The sequence below is a fragment of the Litorilituus sediminis genome (assembly GCF_004295665.1).
Lineage (GTDB): Bacteria > Pseudomonadota > Gammaproteobacteria > Enterobacterales > Alteromonadaceae > Colwellia > Colwellia sediminis.
In genome coordinates this window covers 2852514-2873465 of record NZ_CP034759.1, presented here as the reverse complement: position 1 = coordinate 2873465, position 20952 = coordinate 2852514, and the positions used below count along the sequence as shown (strand labels likewise).

General features: G+C 40.0%; 18 protein-coding genes. 5 read left to right on the top strand and 13 right to left on the bottom strand.

The annotated features are described in order from the left end of the window. Positions 1 to 57: 57 nt before the first annotated feature. Genes EMK97_RS12770 through ubiK form a run of 6 tightly spaced genes read right to left on the bottom strand, consistent with a single transcriptional unit; the run spans position 58 to position 4734 of the window. The gene (locus EMK97_RS12770) at positions 58 to 882 is read right to left on the bottom strand and encodes a hydrolase 1, exosortase A system-associated (RefSeq protein ID WP_170176761.1); all 825 of its coding nucleotides are present in this window, start codon (positions 880 to 882) and stop codon (positions 58 to 60) included. Continuing rightward, positions 875 to 1684 (bottom strand): hydrolase 2, exosortase A system-associated, encoded by an 810-nt coding sequence (locus EMK97_RS12765; protein ID WP_130602762.1) that lies wholly within the window; start codon positions 1682 to 1684, stop codon positions 875 to 877. The genes EMK97_RS12770 and EMK97_RS12765 overlap by 8 nt, the downstream gene beginning before the upstream one ends. Positions 1685 to 1689: 5 nt before the next feature. Further along, on the bottom strand, positions 1690 to 1944 hold the full coding sequence (locus EMK97_RS12760; protein WP_130602760.1) for an acyl carrier protein: 255 nt from the start codon (positions 1942 to 1944) through the stop codon (positions 1690 to 1692). Between the two features lie 16 nt (positions 1945 to 1960). After that, positions 1961 to 3019: a GNAT family N-acetyltransferase gene (locus EMK97_RS12755; RefSeq protein WP_130602758.1), complete on the bottom strand. Its 1059-nt coding sequence runs from the start codon at positions 3017 to 3019 to the stop codon at positions 1961 to 1963. A gap of 47 nt (positions 3020 to 3066) precedes the next feature. Beyond that, a complete protein-coding gene (locus EMK97_RS12750; RefSeq protein ID WP_130602756.1) occupies positions 3067 to 4452 on the bottom strand; it encodes a phosphohexomutase domain-containing protein in 1386 nt (461 codons plus the stop codon). A gap of 33 nt (positions 4453 to 4485) precedes the next feature. Further along, positions 4486 to 4734: a ubiquinone biosynthesis accessory factor UbiK gene (ubiK, locus tag EMK97_RS12745; protein ID WP_130602754.1), complete on the bottom strand. Its 249-nt coding sequence runs from the start codon at positions 4732 to 4734 to the stop codon at positions 4486 to 4488. Positions 4735 to 4844: 110 nt separating this feature from the next. On the opposite strand from ubiK, the gene rep reads away from it, so the two are divergent. Next, the gene (rep, locus tag EMK97_RS12740) at positions 4845 to 6869 is read left to right on the top strand and encodes a DNA helicase Rep (RefSeq protein ID WP_130604480.1); all 2025 of its coding nucleotides are present in this window, start codon (positions 4845 to 4847) and stop codon (positions 6867 to 6869) included. A gap of 22 nt (positions 6870 to 6891) precedes the next feature. Here rep and ubiB read toward each other — a convergent pair whose 3' ends face one another. The 3 genes from ubiB to ubiE are packed head-to-tail and all read right to left on the bottom strand — an operon-like array spanning position 6892 to position 10014. Then, complete coding sequence (ubiB, locus tag EMK97_RS12735; RefSeq protein ID WP_130602752.1) at positions 6892 to 8529, bottom strand: ubiquinone biosynthesis regulatory protein kinase UbiB; 1638 nt, start codon at positions 8527 to 8529, stop codon at positions 6892 to 6894. A gap of 37 nt (positions 8530 to 8566) precedes the next feature. Further along, complete coding sequence (locus EMK97_RS12730; protein ID WP_130602750.1) at positions 8567 to 9205, bottom strand: ubiquinone biosynthesis accessory factor UbiJ; 639 nt, start codon at positions 9203 to 9205, stop codon at positions 8567 to 8569. Positions 9206 to 9210: 5 nt separating this feature from the next. Further along, positions 9211 to 10014, bottom strand: a complete 804-nt coding sequence (gene ubiE / locus EMK97_RS12725) for a bifunctional demethylmenaquinone methyltransferase/2-methoxy-6-polyprenyl-1,4-benzoquinol methylase UbiE (RefSeq protein WP_130602748.1) — start codon at positions 10012 to 10014, stop codon at positions 9211 to 9213. Between the two features lie 472 nt (positions 10015 to 10486). Between ubiE and EMK97_RS12720 the strand changes: the two genes are divergently transcribed. Then, on the top strand, positions 10487 to 12466 hold the full coding sequence (locus EMK97_RS12720) for a methyl-accepting chemotaxis protein (protein ID WP_130602746.1): 1980 nt from the start codon (positions 10487 to 10489) through the stop codon (positions 12464 to 12466). A 71-nt stretch (positions 12467 to 12537) separates the two neighbouring features. Here the strand turns inward: EMK97_RS12720 and EMK97_RS12715 are convergent, their stop codons facing one another. Together EMK97_RS12715 and EMK97_RS12710 are read right to left on the bottom strand one after the other, a co-directional pair. Next, positions 12538 to 13656, bottom strand: coding sequence for a DUF6136 family protein (locus tag EMK97_RS12715; RefSeq protein WP_130602744.1), 1119 nt, complete (start codon positions 13654 to 13656; stop codon positions 12538 to 12540). Beyond that, the gene (locus EMK97_RS12710) at positions 13649 to 14251 is read right to left on the bottom strand and encodes an ABC transporter ATP-binding protein (RefSeq protein ID WP_170176760.1); all 603 of its coding nucleotides are present in this window, start codon (positions 14249 to 14251) and stop codon (positions 13649 to 13651) included. The genes EMK97_RS12715 and EMK97_RS12710 overlap by 8 nt, the downstream gene beginning before the upstream one ends. 277 nt (positions 14252 to 14528) lie before the next feature. Between EMK97_RS12710 and EMK97_RS12705 the strand changes: the two genes are divergently transcribed. Then, positions 14529 to 14924 (top strand): DUF2750 domain-containing protein, encoded by a 396-nt coding sequence (locus EMK97_RS12705; protein WP_130602740.1) that lies wholly within the window; start codon positions 14529 to 14531, stop codon positions 14922 to 14924. Between the two features lie 67 nt (positions 14925 to 14991). Here the strand turns inward: EMK97_RS12705 and EMK97_RS12700 are convergent, their stop codons facing one another. Next, positions 14992 to 16866, bottom strand: coding sequence for a DUF885 domain-containing protein (locus EMK97_RS12700; protein ID WP_130602738.1), 1875 nt, complete (start codon positions 16864 to 16866; stop codon positions 14992 to 14994). Between the two features lie 244 nt (positions 16867 to 17110). On the opposite strand from EMK97_RS12700, the gene EMK97_RS12695 reads away from it, so the two are divergent. Beyond that, on the top strand, positions 17111 to 19099 hold the full coding sequence (locus EMK97_RS12695; protein WP_130602736.1) for a BACON domain-containing protein: 1989 nt from the start codon (positions 17111 to 17113) through the stop codon (positions 19097 to 19099). Positions 19100 to 19181: 82 nt separating this feature from the next. Then, positions 19182 to 19961, top strand: a complete 780-nt coding sequence (locus EMK97_RS12690) for a type 2 periplasmic-binding domain-containing protein (RefSeq protein WP_130602734.1) — start codon at positions 19182 to 19184, stop codon at positions 19959 to 19961. A gap of 25 nt (positions 19962 to 19986) precedes the next feature. Here EMK97_RS12690 and EMK97_RS12685 read toward each other — a convergent pair whose 3' ends face one another. Beyond that, positions 19987 to 20940, bottom strand: a complete 954-nt coding sequence (locus tag EMK97_RS12685) for a glutaminase (RefSeq protein ID WP_246028783.1) — start codon at positions 20938 to 20940, stop codon at positions 19987 to 19989. Positions 20941 to 20952 lie beyond the last annotated feature (12 nt).

Genomic DNA, 20952 nt, shown 5'->3' with positions numbered 1-20952 from the left:
ATCAAATTAACTCAGAAGTAACATTTTTAACTTAATTTCACCATTACAGAGCAAAATTTAAGCGAAAATATTTGTTATTAGTGATAGCAACTTTTGTTCTTCATCTGCCTGACTAAAAGTATGATCAGCTAACTTTACCGTATGCTGCTGCACTAAACGGCTTGCTACGGCATCTTGCCAATGATGATTACTTTGACAGAGCACTCTAAACTCATCAGCAGTTAAATCATTACCGCTAAGAATGATATGACTATCGCCATTAAACGTCACTAAGCCTTGTAGCATATCATCAACAAAGCTGGTGCTTGTTGCTGAGCTTGAACGAACAATGTTGCTGTATTGTTTTATTTCTTTACCTGACTGCGTGACATTAACTTTACCGGTAAAGAACTTTTTCCAAAAATCTAAGCTTGTTAAGCGTTTAAGATAATAAGAGCCTAAAAACATCTTGGCTTGAGTAAGCTCTTGCCTAACCCAAGGATTTAATAGAAATACTCGTTCAATACGGGCGTCTTGCTTTTGCTTTAAGTAGAGCAAAATTGCCGAAGCGGCATCACATAACCCCAGTAGCGAGAAGGCGTTAATGTCAGGATTACGTTTAGCAAAGCAGCTAAGCGCCGCATCAATGTCTGCTTGAATATCGGTAAATTGAGTTACCTCACCTTCACTATCACCTGCGCCAGTGTAATCAAAACGAAAGACATGAACTCCTTGCTTTGCCAACGCTCTGGCAAGGTGAACAAATAACCTATGACTACCAACACGGGTTTGCGGACCGCCAACAACAAGTACTAAGCCTTGGCTACTTTTCTCAAGCGCTTGATGCTCTATTGCGACTAACTGCTTATTTCTACTGTAAAAAACAACACCTTGTTCAATCATATTCAGCTCCGCATTGAGCATTTAAAGCAAAAGCGCCATGCAAGTAAGTTAGTAGTTGCTGTGACACTAGCAATTCAGTCGCCAGCCAAAACTTTTCATCGCTAAGTGTTGTTAACTGTATTTGCTTGGCACTAGCTTGCTGTAGCGCATCGTATTGCTTTTGCCTGCCTTGCGTTAACTCTGTATTGGCTGCAAGCCATTCAAGCCATTCAACATCGGCTTGGCATTGAGATATGTGGCCAAGCACCTGCTTTGCTAACTCATCAAGCAAGGAATGAGTCATGGTATAGCCAGCAATAGTCATTAATGAGCCTGTACACGTATCGTTTGAGTTAGACTTTTCTTTCTGCAAATCTTTAGCAAGCGCTAAACGTTTAAATTGCTGGACAAAACGTTTACCGTTTAACTCAGGTTGCCATAATTGCACACTATCAACCATGGCTAACATGTCATCAGTTAATAACAGCGCTGCTGATAAAGACAAAGATAATGTTATCGGCTTGTCTGATACTTGCCTAAGTTCACCTAATTGTTTGATGATATCTTGTTGCCAAACTGACAAGCTGGCATCAGCCAACTGACCTTGACTATCTCCTGTGCCATAGTGATCAAAGACAATACTTTGATAACCACTATCGTAGCTGGCAATAGCAGCTTTAGTAACCATATGACGTGTATTATTTGCCTGCTCAAATAGAGGCGCAACAAATAGTAAATGACCGTTAACAGACGCAGGCGTGCGAACTAAACGAAATAACTGACCTTTATGCCCTGAGTAAAACTCTACATGCATATTAATCATTGAGCTTAACCAAGTCTTGCCTGCACTAATTGAGTTAAACTGGCGACAGAAGCAAAGTGTTCACCAGTAATATCTTCATCATCAAACTCAATATCAAACAGCTCTTCCATTTCGCCAATTAAGGTTACAATGGCCATAGAGTCAAACTCGGCAATTGCGCCAACCAGCTCAGTATCAGGCGTCCAAAAGTCCTGACCATAGCTAGGTATTATCTGATTAAGCGCTTGCGTTAGCTGCTGTGTTATTTGTTCTTGGTTCATCTAAGTTATTAATCCTTTATCTGAGAAAATAAGCTTTTACTTTTGGTAATAAAACCTTCCTTAAGGCAAGCAAATTACCATAAATGGTCTGGGCATTAAAAAATTGATATGTCACTCTGCTTCTTAATTTAGGCAACCAATCTTTTTTATAAGCTTCACTGCCCATACCAAATTCAATTTCATTAACCTTATCGCATGATAATACGTGCTCTGATAATGCCATAGAAAGCAAAGAGCCAACTGAATAATCTTGGTATTGAGGAATATAAGCGAGCTTAAAAATTGAAGCTACTTTTACTTGAGCACTTTCTTGCACAAACCAAATTTGTGCGGCCACGGCAATATTATCAACAAATAATAAACCTAAACGCAGTTTACCTTGCTGCGCGGCATGACGACAAACATAGTCGATAAAATCAAAACTGTACTCATCAGCTTTCCAACTTTGCTGATATATACTTTTATAATGAATAAAAGCAGCAGCTAAATCACTTTCTTGAGTAATAATATCAATGTGATAACTATGCTGCTTAGCTAATTTTTTTGCTTTGCGCTTTATGGTATTTTTTAACTGGCTTGGTCGCTGTTGATAATACTGCTCAAAAGAGCTTAGCTCATTCAAATAAAAATTATCAGATTGAGCAAATAGCCTGCGATAACCAATATTGTCTTGCCCATTGCTAAGTGCTTGCGCTAACAAACTTGTGCTATCAATAGGCCCTAAAGACAAGCTTTGCCATTGATTTTGCTGAGTAATACATTGCAATAGTGAAGGTAATTTTTGCTGTGCTTCTTTACTAAAAAACAGTGGCTCAGTTACGGTTGAATAAAAACTAGTTAAAGAGCTAATTGCTTGTCCTCGGTGCACTAATGGCCAAGCAATGAGTATAATGTCTTTGTTATCTGACTTTTTAAATAAGCAGTGTACGATAACATCGGCACCTTCAGCCAACATATAGCTTTCACTCGCCAGCAACCAAGGCAAACTCAACTCGTAATAGCGAGGTTGAGCTATCTCTGCACTATATTGCTTAACAAACTCAGCTAAGCTAAATTGCTGGTATAAAGTTGCCATATTTAAAGCCAGTTGCGCTAATGCCTTTTACTAAGAGCTAACAAATACTAAGACGCTAACAAAATCTTTAAAATTTCAGCCGTTTTCTCTTCCATCAGCGCCTGATCAGCTTTCGCCTCAACATTTAACCTCACCACTGGCTCAGTATTGCTTGAGCGTAAATTAAATCGCCAGCTATCAAACTCCATACTAATGCCGTCAGTTTCATCAATTACCACGGCTTGATGTTGGTAAGATGAAAATACGCGCGCAATAGCCGCTTTCGGGTCAGCTAATTTATTGTTGATCTCACCAGATGATGGATAAGCCGCGATTCTTTCTTTCACTAGGCTTGATAAGGTTTGTTTACGCAAACACACGAGTTCAGCAATAAGTAACCAAGGGATCATGCCGCTATCACAATAGAAAAAGTCTCTAAAGTAATGATGTGCACTCATTTCGCCACCGTACACGGCATCTTCAAGGCGCATGCGCTCTTTAATAAACGCATGACCCGTTTTACTTTGTATTGCCTCGCCACCTGCTTGCTCAACTATATCTATGGTATTCCAAGTCAAACGTGGGTCGTGAATCACTTTAGCGCCAGCAGTTTTTGCCAAGAAGTTCTCAGCTAATAAACCAACAATATAATAGCCTTCAATAAACTGACCTTGCTCATCAAATAAGAAACAACGATCAAAATCACCATCCCAGGCAATGCCCATATCAGCCCCATGCTCTAAAACAGCATCACGGGTGGCCGCTCTATTTTCAACTAATAAAGGGTTAGGAATACCATTTGGGAAATTACCATCAGGCTGATGGTGAATTTTGATAAATTCAACCGGTACATCAAGTGAAGCCAAGGCAGCTTCTATTGCATCTAATGCCGGGCCCGCAGCGCCATTTCCAGCATTAACCACCAATTTAAGCGGTTTAGTTCTATGCTTTAAGTTATCAACATTAATATAGGTTAATAAGTGCTCTGTATAAGCTTGGCTAATATCATGCTGGCTGATAGTGCCTTTATTTGTTACCTCAATAAACTGGTTACTTTCTGCCAAAGCTTGAATATCAAATAACCCGGTATCGCCGCTAATTGGCTTAGAGTTTTCACGTACTAGCTTCATGCCGTTATAATCAATCGGATTATGGCTTGCGGTAACAACAATACCGCCATCACAAGCTAAATGACTGGTGGCAAAATAAATATGCTCTGTACCTGCCAAGCCTAAGTCAACCACATCACTACCGCCGTCTACTAAGCCTTGTGATAATGCTTGCTTTAATTCTTCGCTAGTCAGGCGAATATCACCACCAACAACGACTTTCTTAGCTTGTGTATGTTGGGCGAAGGCTCTACCTATGCGATAGGCAACGTCAGTATTTAATTCTTCGCCTAACTTTCCACGAATATCATAGGCTTTAAAACAGGTGATTTTTGATGAGGTCATAACTAGTCCGTTAAGTTGAAAGATGAAAGCGGGTTATTCGCCAAGTTTGGCTTCTAGTTCTGCAATTTTAGCTTCTAATTCGCTAAGCTTTGCCCGCGTTTTAATCAGTACTTGTGTTTGTACGTCAAACTCTTCTCGTGTTACTACATCTAATTGCGACAATTTACGCTGCAATACCGTTTTTGTTTTATCTTCAATATCATTAGCAACAGATTTCAATCCTGGCGGAATAGCGTCAGTTACTTGCTTCGCTATTTCTTCAATTTTCTTTGCATTAATCATAATAAACCTTAAGCAATTCGCTAAAGCTGTATTGTAACGGTTTTGCCCGCGACTAAAAACAGGTAAAATCGCCGGCGGAAAAATTAATCACAATAAGTTATCACATGGCAATGAAACTCAACCCCGGACAAAATGAAGCAGTAAAATACGTCAGCGGCCCATGCCTAGTACTTGCGGGTGCTGGCAGTGGCAAAACAGGGGTTATTTGTCAAAAAATCGCGTACCTTATTCAAAAGTGTGATTACAAGGCTCGTAATATTGCTGCGGTAACCTTTACCAACAAAGCAGCACGAGAAATGAAAGAGCGTGTTACCAAAATGTTAGGGCGCGATCTAACCCGTGGTCTTACCGTATCGACCTTTCACTCGCTGGGTTTAGATATTGTTAGAAAAGAAATTAAAACCTTAGGCTATAAACCGGGCTTCACCTTATTTGATGATCAAGACACCTTAGCATTACTAAAAGAGCTTACTATTGACGAGCTTGATGGCGATAAAGATTTACTCAGTAAATTGCAAAGCATGATTTCCAACTGGAAGAATGATTTACTGCTACCCGACGGGGTATTAAAAACAGCTTCAGATGCTGATACTGCCGAATACGGTGAGTTTTATCGTAGGTATCATCAGCACATGAAAGCCTATAACGCCTTAGACTTTGATGATCTTATTCTGATTCCGACTTTATTATTAAAAAATTACCCAGAAGTACGCCAACGTTGGCAAAAGAAAATTCGCTACTTACTTGTTGATGAATACCAAGATACCAATGCTAGCCAATATGAGCTAGTACGCTTAATTACCGGCGAGCGTGCACGCTTAACCGTAGTTGGTGACGATGACCAGTCCATTTACTCATGGCGCGGGGCAAAACCAGAAAACTTAGTATTACTAGGTAAAGATTTCCCGCAATTAAAGCTAATTAAGTTAGAGCAAAACTATCGCTCAAGTGGCCGAATCTTAAAGTGTGCCAATATTCTTATTGCCAACAACCCGCACGTGTATGACAAATCACTGTTTAGTGAACTCGCCTACGGACCTGAGCTAAGAGTAGTACAAGCGAAAAATGAAGAACATGAAATTGAGCGTGTTATTGGCGAGTTGATTGGTCATCGCTTTATGAATAGAAGCCAATATAAAGACTACGCCATTTTATACCGGGGTAATCATCAATCGCGTTTATTAGAAAAAGCGCTAATGACCAATCGAATCCCCTATAAAATCAGTGGCGGCACTTCTTTTTTCTCACGAGCAGAAATTAAAGACATCATGGCATATTTACGTGTATTGGTGAACCCTGACGACGATAACGCCTTTTTACGTATCGTTAATGTACCTAAGCGAGAGCTAGGGCCGGCAACATTAGAAAAACTCGGCAACTACGCAAATAGCAGACAAATTAGTATGTTTGCCGCCAGCTTTGAGCTGGGTTTAGAGCAGCATTTAACAGGTCGCGGCCTGCATAAGTTACAAGCTTTTACGGCCTGGTTGGTGGAAACTGCTGACAATGCCGAGCGTGGTGATACCGCAGCAGTTTTACGCTCCATGATCAGAGAAATCAATTATGAAGATTTCCTCTATGACAGCTCACCAAGCGCTAAAGCTGCTGAAATGCGCATGAAAAATGTTACTGAACTATTTAGCTGGGTCACGCAAATGTTAGAAGGTAGCGACGATGAAGAGCCAATGACGCTACCCGAAATTGTCACTCGCTTAACACTGCGCGATATGATGGAGCGTAATGAAGAAGAAGACAGTAGCGATCAAGTACAACTAATGACATTACATGCGTCAAAAGGGCTAGAGTTTCCTTTTGTTTTCCTTATTGGTATGGAAGAAGGTTTATTACCGCACCAAACCAGCATTGATGACGGCTGTGTTGAAGAAGAACGACGATTAGCATACGTTGGTATTACTCGTGCTCAACGTGAGTTAATATTCACTTACGCAAGAGAACGTCGCCAGTTTGGTGAGATTGCTCGTACTGAGGCAAGCCGTTTTCTACATGAACTGCCACAAGATGATTTAAACTGGGAGCTAGGTCAAACTAAGAAAAAGACCGACCAAGATAAAGCGCAAGCCAATAAAATGGGTATTGCCGACATACGCGCAAGATTGGCTGCGGCGAAAAAGTAGCTAGCTGCCGCCAAGAATAGCGTTATTTTTTTAACGCTAAAACGGTAAACACTAACGACATTGCGCCCGATAGCAGCGCTAAGGCAGCATGTTGCTGACCAAATAACAGTACCGTAGCAACAGTAAAACCTGATGCTAATACACCAAAGACTAATTTTTGGTTATTAGCTGCCTGTTGTTGATTTAGCAAAGCCAATAGCTGTGCTTGTTGATGCTGATTTTCCTTGCCAGCTTTTAAATAATCATAAACAAGATCGGGTAATTCAGGCAGTTTTTCGTTCCAGAACGGTAGGTTTTCCTTCACTTTACTGAAAACAGCCTTAATACCCATTTGCTCTTTCACCCAATTTTCTAAAAAGGGCTTGGCCGTTTGCCATAAATCTAGTTGTGGATAAAGTTGTCGACCTAAACCTTCAATATAAAGCAAGGTTTTTTGTAACAACACCAACTGCGGCTGAACTTCCATATTAAAGCGACGGGCAGTATTAAATAAGTTTACCAGCACTTGGCCAAAAGAAATTTCTGACAGAGGTTTATTAAAAATAGGCTCACAAACCGTGCGAATAGCAAATTCAAATTCATCAACACTGGTATTAACAGGCACCCAACCCGAGTCAACGTGTAGTTGCGCTACTTTGCGATAATCTCGATTAAAAAAGGCAACAAAGTTTTCTGCTAAGTAGCGCTTATCTTCTCTATTTAAGGTACCAACAATGCCGCAATCTATAGCAATCCATGTCGGATCTGCCGGATTGGTTGCATCAACAAAAACATTGCCCGGATGCATATCAGCATGGAAAAAGCTATCGCGAAATACTTGCGTAAAGAAAACCTCAACACCGCGCTGAGCAAGTAGCTCCATATTAGTACCAAGTTGATGCAAAGTATCAACTTCACCAACACCTATACCGTAAATACGCTCCATAACCAGCACATTTTTATGGCTAAACTCACTATAGATTTCAGGTACATACAATACTTTGTCGTATTCACTTCCCTGAGAGAAATTGCGCTTTAATTGAATCGCATTAGCAGCTTCTCGATTTAAATCGAGTTCATCTAATATGGTTTTACGATACTCGGCAACAACTTCCTTCGGGCGCAATCGTTTACCGTCTGGCAACCAACGGGCGACAACGCTGGCAAATAGCGACATGACTTTAATATCAGCCAGTATAGTTTTCGCTATATTTGGCCTAAGTACTTTAATAACAACATCTTTATCTACGCCGTTATCAGTAAAGGTTGCGGTGTGAACTTGAGCAATTGACGCCGATGCAAGTGGTTGTATATCAAACGCTTTAAAATGCAGTTCAAATGCTTGCTGGCCTATGGCATGAATAATTAACTGCTTAGCCGCTTCGCCATCAAATGGCGTTACCCTGTCTTGTAATAAGGCAAGTTCATCGGCAAATTCTGGCGGTAAAAGATCACGGCGTGTAGACAGCATTTGGCCAAATTTAATAAACACAGGGCCAAGCGACTCAATCGCTAAGCGAAATCTTTGTTCAATAGGTTTATCTTTGTGTTTATTGCGTAGCCAGAAAATACTGTGGCGAGCAGCTTTGGCGTACCAAGGCAGGAATTTCGCAGGCACCATCTCATCTAAACCAAAGTGTAGAAAAGTTTTTACGATTTGATAAAGACGAACACTACTCACAAACGCTCCTATTTTTGCGGTTTTACTTAATTTTAATTTAGCTTAACTTAGTCATTAACGCGTTGATACGCTGTTCGACATCACTTACTTGCTCAGCGATTTGATCAACCGCTTGCGAAAATTGCCTAATTTCGACACTGCTTGCCACTAGCCGTTGCTCATAAACGACATATTCCGCCACATCGGCTTGTATAGTTTCGCTAGTATTTTTAAGCTTTTTTGTAATTTTATTACCAAATGTCGTGAGCTTATGGGTAGGAATATCACCTATGTGGCTGGCTAATTCTGACTGCCAATCAATTTCTATTCCCTCAATTAGTTGCGCAAACTGCTGCGCAACTTTAATGTCACCAATGACATCTAATTTATTGTCTTTTATCAGCTGAGTTAATTGTTGCTCAGCTTTAAGTTTTCTCAAGGTTGCAATACTGGTGGTAATTAAACAATCACTATTATCAGTGTAGGTATGACATAGCACCTTATCTTGACTTACTGTAAAACTGAGGGAAAAAGGCAATTCAGCTAACGATACCGCCAGTGTTTTTTGCTGTAAGTCTGCCAAGTTCACTGGCTGGCTTGTATGGCGCAATGCCTTATTAATAATGAGCTCAAGCGTTGCAGTAAACAACTGAGGCAACATGGCAAAATCAGTTACTTGCTTAATAAACTCAGCCATAATCGTTAAAACTTATAACCTTTATGTAAGGCAACAATACCACCCGTTAAATTTTTATAACTGGTTTGTTCAAAACCAGCATTTTTCATCATCTCTTCTAACGTGTCTTGATCTGGATGCATTCTGATAGACTCAGCCAAGTACTGATAACTATCACCATCTTTTGCTACTAATTCACCCATTTTTGGTAAAATATTAAATGAGTAAAAATCATAAGCTTTATTGAGAATTTCATGCTCAGGTTTAGAAAACTCTAACACCAGTAAGCGACCACCTGGCTTTAACACAGAGTAAATTGAACGTAGCGCTTTATCTTTATCGGTTACGTTACGAAGGCCAAATGCAATAGTAACAATATCAAAGGTATTTTCTTCAAAGGGTAAATACTCGGCATTCGCTTGCACATATTCAATGTTTTGTACTAAACCGCGGTCTCTTAATTTATCTCGACCAACATTAAGCATTGAGCTATTAATATCAGCAAGAATAACCTTACCGTCTTTACCAACTAACTGAGAGAACTTTGCTGTTAAATCACCGGTACCGCCAGCTAAATCAAGTACTTTATTGCCAGGACGAACACCACTGGCATCAATAGTAAAGCGCTTCCATAGGCGATGAATACCAAACGACATTAAATCGTTCATCACATCATATTGCTTAGCAACAGAATGAAAAACACCCGCGACCATGGATACTTTTTCATCTTTGTCTATTGTTTTATAACCAAAGTGAGTGGTGTTACTTTGCTCACTTGCATCCGTGTGTTGTCGATTATTTTCAATATGATTTTGATCTGTAGAGGCCATGTTGTTTTCACTCAAAGCTATAATTGCCGATAGTCTATCGTATCAAGGGGCAATCACCAAACACCGGACTTGTTTTTCTTGATCTAAATTCAGTTTAAGGCAAAGAAATTTTTCAGAGAAAAAGATAAGAATGTAAAAAAACAACCAAAATGAAATAAAATTACAAAAATTACTTGCATGAATAGAGCAGCTACTCTATACTTCTCTTCGTTCCCTTATGTGGACGCTTGTTGTAATAATTGAATATTCTAGCTTTCCTCATAGCTAACTCACCGGTAATGAAAATTACCGGTTTTTTTTGGCCAAAATTCACCTAAGTTCTTCTAACATGCAATAAATACCATGATTGACTTAAGTCTAATTAGCGAAGCGATTAATTCAGTCTATACTGAAAGTGGCTAATAAAAATACAACAATGTTATTTAGAGTTCATTTCAGTGCTGCATGAATCTCAATAATAGAAGGGACACTCATGAAATTTTCCGATCTTTCTTTTAAAAAAAAGGTAGTTATTATTCTGGCTTTACCTATTGTTGGCTTCCTGTGGCTAAGCATATCTGCGATTTCAAAGGGTGTAGTAACCAGCAAAGAAATGACTACCATTACAGAGCTTACACAACTGTCGGTTGTTTACAGTGAATTAGTACACGAATTACAAAAAGAGCGCGGAATGACCGCAGGTTATCTTGGCTCTAAAGGAAAAAAGTTCTCTAATAAGCTCACTGCACAGCACAGCAACACAGATCAAAAGCATCAAGCAAAACGCCAGTACTTAAGCAACAACAGCTTTTCATTAACAAAAATACAGACGCTAAACAGCGCCATTGAGCAAGAGTTACAACGCCTGAATGATGTTCGTCGCCAAGTAAAGTCGCTTTCTATTCAAACCAGTGAAGCCATTAAATATTACACTAATTTAAATGCCAAGCTGCTTAGTGTTGCCGCTTTAAATGCTGAAGTAAGCTCTAATGCAGCCATTACCCAAGCAACCGTCAGCTACTACAACTTTTTACAAGGTAAAGAACGAGCTGGCATTGAACGAGCAGTGCTCAGTAATACCTTCTCTGCAAATCAATTCTTACCTGGTATGTTTGTAAAGTTTATTAGTTTAGTGACTGAGCAAAACACCTACTTTAACAACTTTATTAGCTTTGCCAGCGCCGAAAATAAAGCCTTTTTTGACTCTGCATTAAGCCATGATGCCATTGCCGAGGTAGAAAGGCTGAGAAATATAGCCAAAGCTAAAAACAATGATTTCAATATTGATAGTGAGTACTGGTTTAGTCAATCAACCGCACGAATAGGCCAGCTTAAAAAGGTTGAAAATCAATTAAGTGATGCACTCCTACAACTAGCACAAACAAAACAAAGCAGTGCGTTTAAATCCATGGTTTTCACTATAGTGGTCAGTGCCAGTATTTTACTGATCGCGCTACTGGTTAGTTTCTTCACCATTCAAGAGTTATCTAAACGAGTTACCGATCTCACCACGTTAATGACAAAAATTAGAGATGAGAATGATCTTAGTGTGCAAAGCCAGCTACTGGGCAAAAGTGAGTTAGGTAAAATTGCAGGTGCGCTTAACTTAACATTGCAAAAATTTTCCGCGGCTATTACGGAAATTTCTAACTCCAGCATAACCTTAGCAGCTGCGGCTGAAGAAACATCACAAACGTGTCAGCACAATTCACAGTCGATGCAGGAACAACAGCAAGGCATCGCCCTCATCGCCACCGCCGTGGAAGAGTTATCTGCAACCGTTCAAGAGGTTGCCTCAAATACGCAAAGTACGGCAAATTCTGCCAGAGAAGCTGACGAGCAAACCAAGAATGGACTGGAAGTTGTCCAGCAATCTTATCAAGCAATTGAAGTGCTTGCGCAAGACATTGACGGCTTAGCTAGACAAATCAATAACTTGCATGAAAGTAGTAGTAACATTACCAATGTTGTTGATGTCATTAAGTCAGTGGCTGAACAAACCAACCTATTGGCGCTAAATGCTGCAATAGAGGCAGCCAGAGCTGGTGAACAAGGACGCGGCTTTGCCGTTGTTGCCGACGAGGTACGCACGCTAGCTCAACGCACACAAGAATCAACGTCTGAAATTGAAAGCTATATAACGGCCTTACAAAATGATGCTAATGCCGCCTTTAGTGTTATTGAGAGTAGCCAAGAAAAAGCTGATTCAGCAGTACGCCATTCAAAATCTGTCGAAACTGTGTTAACCGATATAACCAGTTCAGTAAGTAGTATATTTGCCATGACAGAACAAATTGCCACGGCAATAGAAGAGCAAGCTGTGGTAACTCAAGATGTCGCACAAAATGTTGTTAATGTCGAACAAAAATCGATGGAATCAACCACAGGAGCCAGTCAAATAGCATCAACGGCGAAGGAGCAAGCAGAACTGGCTTCCAACTTACAAGATATTGCCAGTGCCTTTAAAGTTTAATCACTATTGCGTTATTTTACATACCTTTGATGGATGTTGCGCACCTAGGTGACAGGTGCGCTACCAATTCGTTAGCTGCCAAGATACAGCATAAAAGCAAGCAGTGTAGCGAATACTAAACTGGGTAAAATAAAGAAGTTGCGCATAAACTTATGCACCGAAAACTGAGTTAACAAACAAGCCAAGGGTAGTAATACCAGCACAAAGTGACTAAAACCAAGTAAATAAATCATCACTAAAGCCAGCAAAATACTAATGAACAGCGCAGGTAATACATCGAATAAATAACGTACTTTTCTATCACTAGAGAAATTAGCTAAATAATAGTGATAACTGTGATGAAATTTCTCATTATCAAATTGCTGCGACCCTAGAATAATCGACACTAACCAACAAACAAATACTTGCACAAAATCAGCCGCAGTTTGCTCAACTTGGTATTGCACATAAACAATTAACACCAATATCAGTACGCAAGTAACTAGGCGGAATATGCCACTGCTTGGCTTACTTCTTAAAGCAATAAAACGTAATTGCCAGTAACTTGTTAGGCTAGCCGTGTTACTACCATGTGAACTAGGCCAAGGTACAAGATCTGAGAAAAAAATAGCCGCTAACATAGTAAGATTCATCGTAGCTGCGCTAAATATATTCAATGGCATCATAAGCAACAGCGCCACAGGTAAAGTCACTAAGGAAAACCAAGCAAAACCCGTTTTTGTTACCGCCAACCAAGCTATCGCAATTGCCGCTAGGGCAAAGCTAATAAAGTGCACATTAGCCAACACAGCTTGCCAATTAGGCAAATACGCTAATAACGCTAACGGCGCTAACAGCAATAAATTACCTGCCATACAGGTAAGTAAAATACTGGCAAGTTTACTGCTGAAAGTTGATTGTGGAACACTGGCTAAATAATGCTGATATCTGCTTGCTATAACAGCCTTACGCTGAATACGCACCAGCAAATATAACAATGCCAAATAAAACCATTGATAGATAACACGCTCAACTAAACTGGTATTAATATCAGCAATGATACTCAGGCATAACAGTGGCGTTAGTATCAATATAGGCAAAGCTAAGTACAACATTAATAACAAGAATGTCATTAACTGTTGTAAAGATGCTAGTAATTGCTGCAATTCATCACTATAAATTCGCCAGCGTAAATTCAGGTAACTAATCATTATCGCCTAACTGCAGCAAATTAATTTGCCTATAATGGCTATTATCGATAAAGCAAGCCTCATGGCTAGTTACAATCAAGCAGCCGTTATAACGCTGTAAATACGCTAATAGCCACTCTCTACTGAGCTTATCTAAGCCTGTAGTAGGCTCATCCAACAATAGGTATTTAGGCTGATGACACAAAGCCAATAATAAAGATATCTTCTTCAAGCTGCCTAATGATAAACCCTTAATAGGTTTAGTAAGCTGCTTAGCAAAATGCAGAGCCTTGATAAGCTCCTCAGGAAAAGGGCAACAGAATTGCTGGCAGTGAAAGTCTAGCAACTGCTTTGAGGTGAGAAATTCAGGTAAAACAATTCTATCTGATGAAATACCAATATCAAATCTAACGGCTTTATCCGTAACAGGCTTTTTATCAATTAAAATTTCACCAGAGCATGCTGGCTCTAAGCCGGCGGCAAGTAATAATAGCGTTGTTTTACCACAACCATTTTCGCCAACAATGCAATATTTTTGCTGACTAAACTGCAAATCAAGCTCAGAAAAGACCTGATGACCTAAATACGACTTACTCAGTTTTATAATCTCAAGCAACTGATTTTCCATGAGTTTAAAAAATATTAATGATACTATGCAAAACAATAACGCTGGCAGCAACGACAAAATTGTGACATTTATTGTCGAAGTATTTATTGCGCTAGCAAACTAAATGCTTGATATTAAAAACTGCTAAATGGTAGACATATAACAATAAAAGTAGAAACTTAGCAGCGAAAACAAGCACGATAAAAGCAGCTATAAAAATAGTTATGACTTAAAGAAAATATCAACGTATTATTCACCTTACATTTCTATTTCGCCGAATATCTTTATGCAACAGCCTGAGCCTAGCCTGCAAACCATAGATAATTATAACGACGAGCAACGTTTAACTTATCTGATCCAACAAATTCTCAATCATAATGAAGTATGGTTACTTACCGATGAACACGGCTGTGTGATGCTAAATACTGAAGATGAAGATTGTGTTCCCGTATGGCCATCAAAAGTACTTGCTCAAGCTTGGGCAACAAGCGAATGGCAACATTGCCAAGCTCAGGCTATTTCACTCAAAGACTGGCAAAACAAGTGGACACCCGGACTTATTGAGGATGATTTAGCCATAGTGGCTTGTCCGAATTCCCAAGAGCAAGGCATTATTCTCGATCCACAGGAATTAGCTGACATGCTAGTAAAAGCAGCTAATAAGCGACAAAGAAAACAGTAATACCAAGTGAAATAAAAAGGCCTATTAGCACATACGCTAATAGGCCTTAAAATATCAACGGCAAGGCTTAGCTTTGCTTAACCTTTGCAATCCATTCATTGACGCGGCGATCTAATATAGCCAATGGCATAGCGCCACCACCAAGAATGGTATCGTGGAAACCTCGAATATCAAACTTATCGCCTAGCTCTTTCTCAGCATGTGCTCTTAATTCTAACATTCTCAGCATGCCCACTTTATAAGCTGTTGCTTGACCCGGCCAAACTAAATAACGACGAACTTCTGATTGAATTGCTTCTGCTGAAATCGGCGTTTTCTCTTTAAAGTAAGTAATGGCTTGTTGCTCGGTCCAACCTTTGGCATGCAAGCCAGTATCAACCACTAAGCGAACAGCACGCCATATTTCATTCACTAAACGGCCAAAGTCAGAGAAATCGTCTTGGTAGCCCCCCATTTCTTTAGCAAGTAATTCGGCATATAACCCCCAGCCCTCAGCATATGCAGTAAAGCTTGCTTGGGTTCTAAATTGCGGTACTGATTCAAGCTCCTGAGCTATAGATATTTGCATATGATGGCCCGGACTACCTTCATGATAAGCAACACCTTCCATTTCATTCTTAGGCATAGCTGTCATATCTGATAAGTGAGCGTAATAAATACCTGGGCGCGAACCATCCGGCGTACCAGGGAAGTAATGCTGAGCACCACCATCTTGCTCTCTAAATGGCTCAACACGCTTAACGATTAAATCAGCCTTAGGCAAAATGCCAAAATAATTTGGCAGTTGCTCAGTGATTTGCGCTAGGTACTTTTCTGTTTCATCAATATAGGCTTGGCGGCCTTCATCTGTATTAGGGAAAAAGAACTGTTCATCGGTTTTAACAAAAGTAAAGAATTCTTGTAACGAACCTTCAAAGCCAACTTTATCTTTAATTGCTTCCATCTCTTTGGTAATACGGGCAACTTCAGTCAAACCAATTTGATGTATTTCATCTGCTGTTAAGTTAGTTGTTGTCGATGCTTTTAATCTAAAATTATAATAATCTTTACCATCAGCTTGCTGACCAACACCAGTGGCATTTTCTTGCGTGTTTACTATATCTTTTTCAAACCATGCAATGAGTGCCTGATAAGATGGCAAAAACGCTTCTAATAATGCCGACTTAGCTTGTGCTTGCAAGGCATCTGCCGTTGCTTGATCAATTTTTTCCGCCTCAAGCAAGGCGTTAGTTTTACGCTTTACATCAGCCCATAAAGGCGAGTCTGTTTCAGATTCAGTAAACGGCGCGCCAGTAATAATGGCTTGTGCTTGCTCTATTACCCCTTGATAAGCAAATTTTGGTGGCCGAATGCCATTTTCTGCACGCTCTTGTGCTCTCACCAATAGAACTGAAATCGCTTTAGCTATACCTGCGATACGGGCATTATAGGCCTGCATATCGCTTTCTTGCTCAACCTTATGAAAGTTAATCAAAAATTGAGCAGCAAAAGCTTGAATACCCTGCATTTGCGTAAATACATAACCACTATCGCTAAACTTCTCACCCTCTTTAGCTTCATGATATTGATGCATCCAAATATCATATGAGATCTTAGCTTCATCATCTAACTTGTTATAATCAAAGCTAGTTTCAAGCTCTTTAGCTGTCGCTGCTTGCCATGCGAGTTGTCGCTTCTCTTCTGCTCGCGACATATCATCTACTTTATCGTACTGTTCTTTACGGCCAAGGAAGGTCAACATCATTGGGCTCATTTGTAATTGCTGTTCATATTTGTCAGCAAACCACTGATTCAAGCGCTCACTCTCTGTTTGACTTGTCACAGAGCTTGCTGCTTGCTCCACAGCCGGAGAGTTAGCCTGATTAGAGGTTGTTTCAGATGGCTGGCAGGCCGCCAGCACACAAACTGCCGTGATTGAAAGTGCGGTACGAAGTTGTCGCATGTTATTTCCTAAATTGTAGTTATTATCTCCGTAAAATTAACCTGTGGTGCTGATACAGTCAATTCAATGGATTGTTTCAAAATATTACTGAGCATGTTTGCTTGCCTAGCTTGTTAATCAATAACAATCAAATGCCTGCCAAGCTAGATTCTCATCCGCTAGTCTCTTATACTCTCCTATAGTTAACATTGAAATAACCTTTGATTAACCTTAAAAAGGCTAGTTCAGCAAAATAGGACACATCATGAAGGGACAAATACATCACATTTTCTATGCTTTCATTATTATGAGCATGGCTCTGTTATTGCAATCTTGTGGCAGTTCATCAGATGACAGAGTATTTTCTATTTCAGCAGATACTTCCTCTGCCAGCTTTAGTAATGAGGTAGCACAAGAGTCCAGCGACAGTGTCGCTATTAAGGTAAATTTTGTTGGTGATGGTATTTTAGTGGGCTTCCCGCCTGAAACGTCTCCTGTGCCATGGCTTACTTATCGTGCAGAAAATGTCACCGACAGTTCAGCGACCATCCACTTAGAAGTCATTAATGCGAACAGATTACCGCCTGACAGTTATCAAACTAAAATTCGCATCGCGACAACCAATAACGATGCGACTAAATTTGCCGAAACTGAAGTTGATGTTAGTTTATTGGTATGGCAATTAACTACTGATACAGACAAACTCAATTACAGTGCAACATTAGGTGACAGCGAGCTTGCTAGCCAAACAATTTCAATCACCAGTAAGCAGAACGACTGGCTGGCATCAACAGATGCCAACTGGCTAACCTTAGATACTCATTCAGGCTCAGGCGATGGGGTAATTACCGTCTCAGCAGACCCAACAGGCTTTGTCGAATCAGGCGTACAATCGGCTAAAGTTATTCTCACTGAAGCCACGAGCGGCGATAGTAAAACCATTGACGTTGATTTAGCCCTAGACAATATCTACTTTTACACTGACAAACCCAGTATTGCCTTAAGCAAAACCATGACTGTGAGCTCACTCGATGAAACAATCACTATTAAAAACGTTGGCGAAAATCAATACCCTTGGCAAGCAGCAACTGATGCACCTTGGCTAACGTTAACACCGATTAGCGCTACACAATTACGTATTCAAGCTGATAGCGATATAGCAGCAAGTAATGCCATAAGTCATGCCGAAATTAACATATCGGCCGTTGATGACATGGCAGTCATGGCACAAACCATTCAGGTTAGCTTATTTAACAGTGAGCAAGAATTTAGCAACCAAGTACTAGAGCCACTTAATGTTGCTGATGATGCTATGGTGAGTTCACCAAATATGCCCTATTTCTATATTGCCCATAAACATAATTTGCTTACCTATCATCAATACAGTGGCGAGCTTATTTCAACCCTTGCAGTATCACCAGAAAATTCTCTCTTAGAACAACTCATTATCCATCCAACTGGCGAATATCTTCTGGCTAAAGCATTAGTTACGACAACCACAGAAAATGGCAGCACAAAAGAAACTATTCATAGATATAGAATTACCCTTGCAGATAACAGCATAACTGAAATTACAGACGCCAATATTCAACTTGAGCCTCTTGCCATTATTCCGATTTCAGGGCGCTACTATGTCATCACCCAAGCATTAGAGTTCGCCAACGAAAACTTACAGCGACTATTCTGGGATGGCGCTAATGCCTTTGTTACCTCCAATATTGATATTGCCAAACAAGCAAACACGCTATTCGCCCTAAACCCTAATGCTGGAACCTTCAATCGTTATACCATGCAAGCGAACGATTTTGGTGAACTAGCCTTAACCGCTGAACTAACACATGAATATCGACCAGAATCCTTAGCAGAAGGGCAAGTGATCCGTGACTTTACCGTTAGCAATGATGAAAGTCAGTTGTACTTAATTAGTGATAACAGCGAGTGGCTTAGCTTTGATGGCAGTAACTTTACCGATAACGGTTTATTAGAAAGCAATGAAAATGTTGTCAGCTTGTTTATTGTTAAAAGTAATGATGATTTACCACATTATGTGCGCATTGACCCAAGTGTTGCTGATGGCTTTTATGTAGATAAATATGATAACCAGCAAATGATCACTTCAACCACGTTAACCCAAGGTAGACAACCTAGCAGTGTACAGTTAACACAAGATGGTCAACGTATCATACTCAATGTTAATAGCGCCGCAACACCTGAACTAGACAGCAGGGTAGAGTTAGTCAATATAGAGCCATAGTGCGATAAGCCAGTAGAGAACCAGAAAGTTTAATGGTTCTCTGCTAAATTATTAACAAGGGTAGCCAGAAACAGGAGCACTCGTGTCAAAGCTTGCCGTAATTAGTTGGCTGTTATTATTCCTATATTGCGCTAGCGCAGCGGTTATTGCAAAACCATCAGAAAAGCTACAACAGTACTACCTTACCTTTCCACCCTATTGGCAAGAGCCTGGCGAAGACTTTTTAGGATTACACTACCGCCTAGCGCAAAAGGTTTATCAGCATGCTGGGCTTGATGTGGTATTTGTTCACGTGCCCTACCAACGTATGCAGTTTCAGATAGAACAAGGAAAAGTCGCCTTTATCAATTACGGTGAAATTAAAAGCATTAACACCGAAGATATTTTACACATTTGTGTGCCGCCAACAAAAGTCACCTTAAGGGTTTATTATCTTAAAGATGAACTTCCTCAACTCACTAAACCTGACGATTTTAATGGGAAAAATATTATTATCTTGCATGGTTTACCATTAGGGGAATATGAAAGCTTAAAAAGCAATCCGCAAATAACCTTTATGCGACCTCGAACAATAGCAGCCGCTTTAAAAGGCTTATATATAGGTCGTGGTGACTATCTCATTGTATTTGATAACCTAATGACAAATGCAAACTTAGCGAATAATCACCATGACTTAAGCAAGCTAAAAAGCTACCCACTTTATACTTTGTTAGGCTACCCAATCACCACGCCTAAGCGCTACCCCAACGGCAAAGCGATTTGTCAAAAAGTACGACGTAGCTATAATGCTTTAGTGGCTGATGGTGTTATTGATGAAACGAACAAAGTACTTAATATCGATATCAATTATTTACAGCGCTAAATATCGATATCAATCATCTACAGCGCTAAAAAATAGACGACTGCGATATAGTAGTTATCGCTTCAAGTACTTTCATGCCAATAAAAGAATTCCCTTTACTATTAAGCTTTGGGCTCCACACAGCAACACTATAATGTTTCGGGTGAATGGCAATAATACCACCACCAACGCCACTCTTACCCGGCAAGCCCACTGTAAATGAAAACTCACCGGCTTCATCATAAAAACCACATAACTGCATAATGGCGTTTATTCTCTTTGCTTCAATACTAGAGACAACCACTTCACCTGTCAGTGGGTTAACACCATTATCAGCTAAATACATAAAGGTTTGCGCCATTTCTTGGCAGGTCATTTCAATAGAACAAAGATAACAATACAAATCGAGTACAGTCTCTATATCGTTGTCAATATTGCCAAAATCTTTCATCAAGTGCGCTAAGGCATTATTACGGTAACTGGTACGCTTTTCAGATTCAGCAACCGCAGGATCAAATGACAACTTAGCATTACCACTTAATGCTCTAATGAATTTTAGCAGCTCAGATTTTGGCTGCCGATACTCAGAAATCAGTACATCACAAACAACAATAGCGCCAGCATTAATAAAAGGGTTACGTGGTCTACCCTTTTCATATTCAAGCTGAACAAGTGAATTAAAAGCACTTCCTGATGGTTCAACACCTACTCGTTGCCATAAACTATCACCTCGTGCTTTCAATGCCAGTGTAAGAGATAACACCTTGGCAATACTTTGAATTGAAAACTTTTCGCAGGCATCTCCTACGCTATAGTGACTTTGTTCACTATCTATTAAATGTATGCCTAATTTGTTGGCATCCACCTTGGCCAGCTGTGGAATATAGGTTGCTACTTGACCACTATTTTCAAGGCCTGTCATTTTATCAAACACCTGCTCTAAAATAAGCTGGTAGTTAATATGCGCTTTATTTGTCATTGGCGTACGTTCAAGGTTCAACTACTAACGCCA